This window comes from Vibrio sp. 1402 (genome assembly GCF_033340275.1).
In genome coordinates, this window is sequence record NZ_JAWOWE010000024.1 from 19,182 (window position 1) to 28,178 (window position 8,997).

The window sequence follows — 8,997 nt, forward strand, 5'->3', positions numbered from 1 at the left end:
TAGCACTATGCGGTTAAACACAGTGTCAAAGTAGCCAAGTTCAAGCAGTGTACGTCAAAATGAGGATGAAAAAGAGGGTAAATCGATGTGCAGACATTTCCTCTTTAATCTTAGTCGTGAAATGGTCGCCTAGAGTTCTTATTGTGCTTGTTCGTTTGATGGCGATTTAGGGTCATTCATAAAGCGGAAAATCGCATCGAGCGCTTGATTACGATACTTATCGGTCTCGAACAAGATTTCATGCTGTGCGCCTTCGATAGAAAGCAGCTCCGCGTGTGGGTTGGTTTTCCGCAATTTATCAATAAAACGCTTTTGCGCGAGATTGCTAACAATCCGATCGTTTCCAGCTTGGATTAGGATGACTGGTATTTTGACTTGGCGAGTTAATAAAAAGCACTGCTTAGCGGCCATGAGCCCTTGCCAAACCCAGCGAGTGCTTGGCCCACCGACTTGCAGTTCCGGTTTTTCCGTATATAGGTTTCGGAACCATTGGTAGCGGCCGTAACTTTGGCTAAGTGGGTTATCTTCAAAGGGCTTAGGGAAGTAGGCCTGATGTCCTGGTGCATAGCGTGGCAAAGTCGATACCGCTGACATAATTTGTGTGACCGGAATCGCTATTGGTGATAGGTACCATGGCAGGTTAATGCCAAACATGGGCGCACTTAGAATCAAACCAGTAAAAGGGTGTTCTGGGTGAGTTTGCAGGTAACGTGTGGCGATCGCGCCGCCCATAGAGTGCGCGATGATGAAGCATTGTTGATATTCGCTAAGGTCGTGTTTTTTTACGACGATGTCCATATCATCAATATAATCAGTAAAGTCATAGACGTGACCCATATCTGAGTCAGATAATAAACGATCTGATAAACCTTGTCCGCGGTGGTCAAAGGAATAGACATCGAAACCTTGGCGGTAGAGATCGTAAAACAGCTCTTGGTATTTCCAGGAAGACTCAATGCGTCCATTTACGATGAGCACGGCTTTTTTATGCTCTGGGTTGGTTAGCTTGCACCAGTAAATGTTCTTTTTCTCAGTCCCTTTAACAAAGCCCTCTTGGCGAGTTTGCCAAAGTGCTGCGATCGGACCACCAATTGCTTGCTCAAATAATGTCTCTTGAGTATAAGTCAAAGGTGAATGGTTAGTCGCCATTAGTTGATTACCTGAAGATACGTTGTTTACGCGATGTATCATCGAAGAATTAGTGAGGAAATGCAATGGATACCCATGTCTGGTTAGCTTATGTAGTAACAGCAATCGTTTTTAGTTTGGCTCCGGGCTCTGGCACGGTGAACTCAATCAGTAATGGTTTGAGTTACGGTACCCGTAAATCACTGGGTGCCATTATTGGCTTACAAATTGGTTTAGTTATCCACATCGCGCTGGTGGGGGCGGGTATTGGTGCGCTTGTCGCGCAGTCAGCAACCGCATTTTCTGTCATTAAATGGGTTGGTGCCGCTTATCTGGTTTGGTTGGGGATTCTGAAATGGCGCGATACATCAAGCTTAGTCGCAGCTGAAAACCACAACGAGATGTCAGGCACGGCGCTGTTGTACAAGGCAGTGTTGATTAACCTCACCAACCCTAAATCGATTGTTTTTCTGGTGGCGTTGTTCCCGCAGTTTATTGACCCGGCAAAAGACCAAATCACGCAACTGTTGGTGCTTGGCGTCACTACGGTCGTGATTGATGCGTGTGTAATGTTGGGTTACACGAGCTTGGCAGCACAAATGGGACGCTTTATTCGCTCCGATAAAATCATGGGAAAAATAAACAAAGTATTCGGTTCAATGTTCATGGGTTGTGGTGCATTATTAGCAGCTGCAAAGTCATAAGCCATTTATAGGTCCTTCTTTAGCATGAATACAACGTATGTCGCTCGCCAGCCGATCTTTAACCGAAAAAGACAGACGCTGGGTTATGAATTGTTGTTTCGAGACGGGGAGAGTAACGCATACCCTTCACATATTGATTCAAATCGAGCGACATACCGACTGATCGTCGAAAACTTCCTATCATTGGGTACTAACCCAGTGATTGCCTCTTCAAGATGCTTTATTAACTTTCCTCATCAAAGCTTGGTGCGACGTTTGCCGCGCAGTTTGCCGAAAAACAAAATTGTCATCGAAGTGTTGGAAACGTGCCAACCTACGGATGAGCTTCTTGATGCGATTCGTGAGTTTTATCGAGAAGGTTACTTGATCGCTTTGGATGACTTCACCCTAACACCAGAATGGCGTCGTTTTTTGCCATATGTGCATATTGTGAAGCTCGACATTATGGCGATGGGGCTTGAAAAGGCCTGTGAACTGGTCAAAACACACCTTGCCAAACGCGTCAAATACCACTTTTTAGCAGAACGTGTTGAAACCGCAGAAGAGTTTGAGCAAGCGAAAGCGGCTGGCTTTAAATTTTTCCAAGGTTATTTTTTTAGCAAGCCACTCGTCTCGCAGACTAAATACGTCAGTCCTGAGCAAGTGTTGGCATTGCAACTGTTTCGTGAAGTTTGTGCTCCTGAGCCTGACTTTACTCGTATCGAGTCCATCATTACGCAAGATGTCGCGCTTTCGTATAAATTATTGCGTTTTGTAAATACGCAAGCGCCGAATTTGGCTGTCGAAATCAGCTCTTTTCGTCAGGCATTGATTTATCTTGGCCAGGATAACCTTAAGCAGTTTGTCTCTTTGGTTGTGGCATCGTATATCTCCAGTAACAAGCCTCGAGAGCTGTATCACCTTTCATTGCAACGAGCTCAATTTTGCCAATTGATGTCGCGCTATCAGCCATTCTCTCACCTCAACGAGCAAGGTTTCATGGTTGGTTTGCTGTCGATTCTAGATGCGCTGCTGGATCTTTCGGTGGAATCTTTAGTTAGGCAGTTACCGCTTAGTCATTCAGTACAACAAGCGCTATTACATCGCAAAGGGGTTTATGGTGCACTTATTTCCCTCGAAGAGTGCTACGAGCGTGCCGATTGGTCAGGGGTTGAAAAAATCACGATGCAATTGGGGTTGCCTTTAGAGGAAGTGAAGCTCTCCTTAGGTGAAGCGGCTCGCTGGAGTCAAAGCATCGCGACTGCATAATTTCTTGTCTTATCTTTTATCTCTTTGAATCTCTCTCTTTACAATCAAGCTGTTCGTTAGATGTGAAACTTTTATGACGATGGACGGTTTCCTCTTGACGATATATCTTAATTAAATAAACATATACGCATATCCATATATAGGTATGTTCATTATGCTTCCACATCAGTTTTTTAAGCTGTTATCCGATGAAACACGCGTACGTTGTTTAATGCTCGTGGCCCGTGAAGGTGAAACTTGCGTTGGCGATTTGGCGTTTGCTCTACAAGAGAGCCAGCCGAAAGTTTCTCGTCATCTTGCTCAGTTACGATCCAGTGGCATCTTGGTGGATAAACGCCAAGGGCAATGGGTGTATTACGAGTTATCACAGCAATTACCAGGTTGGATGCGAAAGTTAATTGAAGACTTAGTGGCATCAAACTGTTTGAAGCAGGAATACCAAGACGACATCACTCGCTTACACGATAAAAGTCGTGAGGCTTGCTGTTAACAGCGAATAGAGATTCAAGGTAGAAGATTAGAGGGTAAAACTATGACAATTAAAGTAGGAATTAATGGCTTTGGCCGAATTGGTCGCTTAGCGCTGCGAGCGGCATTTGATTGGCCAGAATTGGAGTTTGTGTTAATCAACGATGTCGCAGGTGACGCAGCTACGCTTGGTCACTTATTAGAATTCGATTCAGTGCAAGGTCGTTGGCATCATGGAGTTCAGGTCGAAGGCAGTGAGCTCGTCATCAACGGCAAGCGTGTCGCCACGACTCAACAACGCGATATCGATGCGGTGAACTGGTCTGATTGTGATGTTGTGATTGAAGCGACAGGCGTACATCGCAAAACATCATTCCTAAACAAATACCTAGAGCAAGGCGTGAAACGTGTCGTGGTAAGCGCACCTGTGAAAGAAGAAGGTATCGCGAACATTGTGGTGGGCGTGAACGACCATATTTTCGACCCTGAAAAACATCGTATCGTGACAGCAGCTTCGTGTACGACTAACTGTATCGCACCTGTGGTTAAAGTCATTCATGAGAAATTGGGTATCGAACAATCTTCTTTTACGACCATTCACGACCTGACGAATACGCAAACTATTTTAGATGCGCCACACAAAGATCTACGCCGTGCAAGAGCATGCGGCATGAGCCTTATCCCGACCACGACGGGTAGCGCGAAGGCGATTGTCGAAATTTTCCCAGAATTAAAAGACAAAATTAATGGTCATGCGGTTCGCGTACCTCTAGCAAACGCATCGTTAACAGACATCATTTTTGATGTGAAGCGTGATACCACAGCAGAAGAAGTGAATGCACTGTTAAAAGAAGCATCTGAAGGTGATTTGAAAGGCATCCTTGGCTTCGAAGAGCGTCCTTTAGTTTCTATCGATTATAAAGGCGACCAACGTTCAACCATCGTTGATGCGCAATCAACCATGGTTGTGGGTTCTCGTATGGTTAAGATTTACGCTTGGTACGATAACGAAATGGGTTATGCAACGCGCACAGCAGAGCTGGTTCGTAACGTTGGTTTGGCTTAAAAAGGGGGTCACAATGTCTCATCCTACATGGCAATTAGATTTGGACTCCGGTGCTTTAATCTTAACACCGTGCCCAGGAACGAAAGGTGTCGATTTGCATGCGTCGTTAGAACAGTTGAAAGAGCAGGGTGTTCAAGCGGTCGTTACTGCATTAGATGATAGTGAATTAGCTGCGAAGAATGTCTCTGCATTGGGTGAAGCCACTCAGCAACTGGGTATGAAATGGTTCCAGATCGAGATTGAAGACGACTGCGCACCAGATGAAGAATTTGCGACGAAGTGGCAACAAGCCAGTCCGGAGCTGCACGCGATTCTTGCTCAAGGTGGCAAAGTTGCGATGCATTGCATGGGTGGTTCGGGGCGCACAGGTTTGTTCGCTGCTCACCTACTCCTAGAAAAGGAATGGCAGTTAGAAGATATCGTGCGAGAAGTGCAGGCATTGCGCCCTGGTGCATTTACAAAACCTGTGCAAGTTGAGTACATCGAACGCGTGGCTCAAGACACTTGATCAGCTTAAATAGCTTTTGGTTCATTATGATCCAAAAGCTAAATTCGAGCTTCTTCAGGATACGACTGTTTACAAAAAATGCCATTAACATTAACTAATCAATTGTTTTTAAAATGTATTTTGCTTTTTATTGATGTTGGGGCATTTTTTGAAAATCACAGTAACATTGTATTGGTCAATGTTGCTGTACAGGTTAGGAAGCATTTAGAACATGATGATCTAAATGCTTCTATCGCTGTACATATGAGGTCAATATGATTTCTCAATTAAGCAAAAGTATTCGTCAGTACATGTTAGTGACGTTTAACTATTGGAACTTTACGGTGACCGATGGCGCACTGCGTATGCTAGTGGTGCTCTATTTTCATGACTTAGGTTATTCCACGTTAGCTATTGCCTCACTGTTCCTTTTCTATGAATTTTTTGGTGTGGTGACAAACCTGGTTGGTGGTTGGCTGGGCGCAAGGTTAGGCCTTAATAAAACCATGAACATTGGTTTAGCGATGCAAGTGTTTGCGTTGTTGATGCTCGCAGTACCAAATGCATGGCTGACCATTCCTTGGGTGATGGCAGCGCAAGCTCTGTCGGGGATTGCCAAAGATCTGAACAAAATGAGTGCTAAGAGCGCGATTAAAACGCTAGTACCAGACGAGCAGCAAGGGGCGCTCTACAAATGGGTAGCGATTTTAACTGGCTCGAAGAATGCACTCAAAGGAGCGGGCTTTTTTGTTGGTGGCTTGCTGCTATCTTGGGTGGGTTTTCAAAACTCGATGTTTATTATGGCGGGTGTACTTACATTAGTGTTTGTTTGCAGCATGATCTGGCTAGAAGCGGACATGGGTAAAGCTAAGAGTAAACCTAAGTTTCGCCAAATATTCTCCAAGTCTGAATCGATAAACATTTTATCCGCAGCACGCATGTTCTTGTTTGGTGCTCGTGATGTGTGGTTTGTCGTTGCTCTGCCTATTTATCTTGGTAGCGTGTTTGGCTGGGATCACTTGTGGGTTGGTAGCTTTCTCGCTACGTGGGTCATTGCTTATGGGTTTGTGCAAGGCTTTGCGCCGCGTATTACTGGCAAAGCGCAAGGTCGTGTGCCTGATGGTAGTGCAGCATTGGTGTGGGCAGGAGTCCTAGCGTTAATTACGGCTGGTATTGCTTATGGTGTGCAAATCGGTTGGCAGCCTGAATTGGTGATTGTGGTAGGTTTGATGATTTTTGGCGCTGTGTTTGCCATTAACTCTTCGCTGCACTCGTACTTGATAGTGAGCTACGCTAAAGGCGATGGCGTCTCGTTGGATGTTGGTTTTTACTACATGGCCAATGCGATGGGACGCTTGATTGGCACGGTATTATCGGGTTGGATCTACCAAGAGGCTGGTCTTGCAGCGTGCTTATGGGTTTCTTTTGCTTTCTTGGCACTGACGACGCTGATTTCAATTAAGTTGCCAAAAGCTGATGTTGCTACTGCGTAACTATCCCCAGTATCGCTATCTGTAGATGGTATAAATGGCTCCAAATCGGAGCCATTTTTGTTTCTTATGCGCCGTTTGCTGTAATCAGATTGTGTCGGTTTGGCATCGAGAGTGAATACTGATGCTTGGTGTTTGGTTCTCGTTAAGTGATTAGAGTGGTGATGAAATCCCCGTTGTAGGTCATTGTTGAGTTAAAAATAAGCAAAAACAGATTGTTAACCATTTCACTGGTTGAGATTTACCCTATGCTATAAACGATAAGCGACTCAAAGTAGGGAAAGGTATGAGAGAAAGGGTTCTGTTTTTTGATTTATTGCGCTGCTTCGCAGCGGTAGCAGTGATCGCCATTCACGTCTTGGCACCGTATCGAAATGAGTTAGGAGTGATTCCATTTGACCAATGGCTGACAGCGGTAGGCGTGAATAGCGTAACCCGCTGGGCAGTGCCAGTTTTTATTTTGATCACCGGAGCGCTAATGCTCAGTGACACTCGACCATTTGACGGTAAGTATTATATCAAAAGGCGTTTGGGCAAAGTTTTAGTTCCATTTCTTATTTGGTCGATGTTTTATGCATACCTTTCAGGTTGGACTTCTCAAGGCTTTGATTTTGAAACCGTAAAAGAGGTATTAAGCAATAGCCCATTCCACGCAACGTATTACCATCTCGGCTTTTTCTATTACTTTATACCACTGTATTTTGTGATTCCGCTGTTTCAATGGATGGTACGCAACGTGGATGACAACGTCTTGTATACCTATCTCGCATTTTGGCTTTTCACCAGCACACTGTTCTTGTTCAAGATTGATGGCCCTTGGAGTAATCAGATGTGGCTTTATATGGGTTACCTTCCACTGGGGTATGTTTTATTTCAAAAGGTACCTTTGAATCGCTCTATGGTGACCTTATTTGTTGGGCTAGGACTCGTGGCGTTGGCAGTGACCTTTACGATGGTTGTGACAAATAGCTTAGAGGCGGAGAAGTATACGGTTGGGCGCTGGCTCTCTTATAAAACACTGAATGTGATTCTAGCGGCTTCGATGATTTTTATGATCGGGCGTTACTTTGGTGAAGGCTTATCACCAAAAGTACAAAAAGTGGTCAGTGTGATCAGTCAGCACAGCTTGGGGATTTACTTACTTCACCCTATTTTCTTATGGCCGATGAAAGAGTTCGGTTGGTACACAGGACATCCTGCGTGGGTGATTCCAGTCTGGATCGTTCTAAGTGGAGCTGGAGCCTTGGCGATGAGCTATCTCTTTTCTCGTTCTGCCAAGACTCGTTGGTTACTGCCTTAACGTTTGATAGCGAAGTGAAGGAACTTGTTGCCGCGATAGGTCAGTGTTCCCTTATCTCCAGGGTTGAGTGCATGGTAGTAATGCACTCCAATTTGGAATTCACGCTTTGGACCGATAGAACCACGTTGAACGTAAATCCAATACTCTTGATCGTCTTGACCTGGTGGTGCGTTTGGTATGTCTATCGCTTGTTTATCTAAAACCGTTACCTGCGCGCTTTGCTCTGGAGCGTCTTCGCCCACATAGTGCTTACTATAAAAACGGAAAAACACCCACGCGCCCAAGGCAATAAGGGCGAATAGGGCGACAATAAGTGAGATTGGCATATTAACCTCCAATGTTGTATCGGGTCCCATTCTACAGAACTCGCTGACGAAACGATGAGTTGAGGTAACTTATTCATAATCTAATGAAAGGGACATGAATTTTATTCGGCGCACTTCACGGTTTATCTCAATGGGGACGCGATGAAATCGTTGCTTCATCTGCAAGCTACGTCACTAAAGCTGAACTAAGCAGCTTTCACTTGTCTGGCTATATGCGCTCAAGGGCACAAATTGAAAGTAAAATTGCACTTAACGGCTCGAAAAAGCTCTAAATTTATAGAAGAATAAAAATAATGAACATAGGAAGGGTCTGGTAAGGAGGGTTACGATGTCAGATATTGAAAAAGTAGTCATGCGTACCCGAACGATCGAAAAACTTTTGCGTACTCAGTACCATGCAGAAGGGAAAGGGTTGCACCAACTTATTAATAGTTGTGAAGAACGTTTACCGCATGACGTGATAGCAAAGCTTCGATTCATCGCAACCGTGCGTAACAAAGTGGTGCACGAAGACGATTACAAGCTGGATGATCGTAAAGGCTTTATGGCGGCATGTGATGCTTGTGAAAAAGAGCTGACACCAAGAAGCTCTCGCTTTATTTGGCGTACAGCAATTTTGCTAATGACGTTGATTACGTTGGCCGCTCTTGGTTTCTACTATATGCACTGGGATATTTTGTCTAAGCACATTCAGTAGAGCTATATGACCCGTCCTGATATGGGTTGACACTTTTTAACTAAAACGCTCGATGTACTTCATCGGGCGTTTTGTATTTTAAA

10 protein-coding genes are annotated in these 8,997 nt (G+C 44.7%); 8 read left to right on the plus strand and 2 right to left on the minus strand.

Annotation, left to right across the window (positions count from 1 at the left end; all coding sequences use genetic code 11):
• Nucleotides 1–138 precede the first annotated feature (138 nt).
• Nucleotides 139–1,149 carry an alpha/beta fold hydrolase gene (locus tag R7044_RS23030; RefSeq protein WP_005378733.1) on the minus strand — a complete coding sequence of 337 codons (1,011 nt, stop codon included), beginning with the start codon at nucleotides 1,147–1,149 and terminating at the stop codon, nucleotides 139–141.
• A gap of 65 nt (nucleotides 1,150–1,214) precedes the next feature.
• Here R7044_RS23030 and rhtB point away from each other — a divergent pair, with 65 nt between their 5' ends.
• The 7 genes from rhtB to R7044_RS23065 all read left to right on the plus strand — a co-directional run bounded on the left by rhtB (nucleotide 1,215) and on the right by R7044_RS23065 (nucleotide 7,891).
• A complete protein-coding gene (rhtB, locus tag R7044_RS23035; protein ID WP_132937316.1) occupies nucleotides 1,215–1,832 on the plus strand; it encodes a homoserine/homoserine lactone efflux protein in 618 nt (205 codons plus the stop codon).
• A gap of 24 nt (nucleotides 1,833–1,856) precedes the next feature.
• Complete coding sequence (locus R7044_RS23040) at nucleotides 1,857–3,080, plus strand: EAL and HDOD domain-containing protein (RefSeq protein WP_005378731.1); 1,224 nt, start codon at nucleotides 1,857–1,859, stop codon at nucleotides 3,078–3,080.
• Between the two features lie 154 nt (nucleotides 3,081–3,234).
• Nucleotides 3,235–3,570 carry a metalloregulator ArsR/SmtB family transcription factor gene (locus R7044_RS23045; protein WP_005378730.1) on the plus strand — a complete coding sequence of 112 codons (336 nt, stop codon included), beginning with the start codon at nucleotides 3,235–3,237 and terminating at the stop codon, nucleotides 3,568–3,570.
• A 42-nt stretch (nucleotides 3,571–3,612) separates the two neighbouring features.
• The gene (locus tag R7044_RS23050) at nucleotides 3,613–4,614 is read left to right on the plus strand and encodes an ArsJ-associated glyceraldehyde-3-phosphate dehydrogenase (protein ID WP_005383630.1); all 1,002 of its coding nucleotides are present in this window, start codon (nucleotides 3,613–3,615) and stop codon (nucleotides 4,612–4,614) included.
• A gap of 13 nt (nucleotides 4,615–4,627) precedes the next feature.
• Entirely contained in the window at nucleotides 4,628–5,122 is a 495-nt protein-coding gene (locus tag R7044_RS23055; protein WP_047103991.1) for a cyclin-dependent kinase inhibitor 3 family protein, read from the plus strand.
• Nucleotides 5,123–5,376: 254 nt separating this feature from the next.
• Nucleotides 5,377–6,594, plus strand: a complete 1,218-nt coding sequence (arsJ, locus tag R7044_RS23060) for an organoarsenical effux MFS transporter ArsJ (protein WP_017636081.1) — start codon at nucleotides 5,377–5,379, stop codon at nucleotides 6,592–6,594.
• Nucleotides 6,595–6,877: 283 nt separating this feature from the next.
• Nucleotides 6,878–7,891 (plus strand): acyltransferase, encoded by a 1,014-nt coding sequence (locus tag R7044_RS23065; protein WP_017636080.1) that lies wholly within the window; start codon nucleotides 6,878–6,880, stop codon nucleotides 7,889–7,891.
• Here R7044_RS23065 and R7044_RS23070 read toward each other — a convergent pair.
• Entirely contained in the window at nucleotides 7,888–8,217 is a 330-nt protein-coding gene (locus R7044_RS23070) for a DUF2500 domain-containing protein (RefSeq protein ID WP_005389668.1), read from the minus strand. The two genes, R7044_RS23065 and R7044_RS23070, sit on opposite strands and share 4 nt — an antisense overlap.
• 328 nt (nucleotides 8,218–8,545) lie before the next feature.
• Here R7044_RS23070 and R7044_RS23075 point away from each other — a divergent pair, with 328 nt between their 5' ends.
• Nucleotides 8,546–8,914 (plus strand): hypothetical protein, encoded by a 369-nt coding sequence (locus R7044_RS23075; RefSeq protein ID WP_005378717.1) that lies wholly within the window; start codon nucleotides 8,546–8,548, stop codon nucleotides 8,912–8,914.
• The last annotated feature ends 83 nt before the right edge of the window (nucleotides 8,915–8,997 follow it).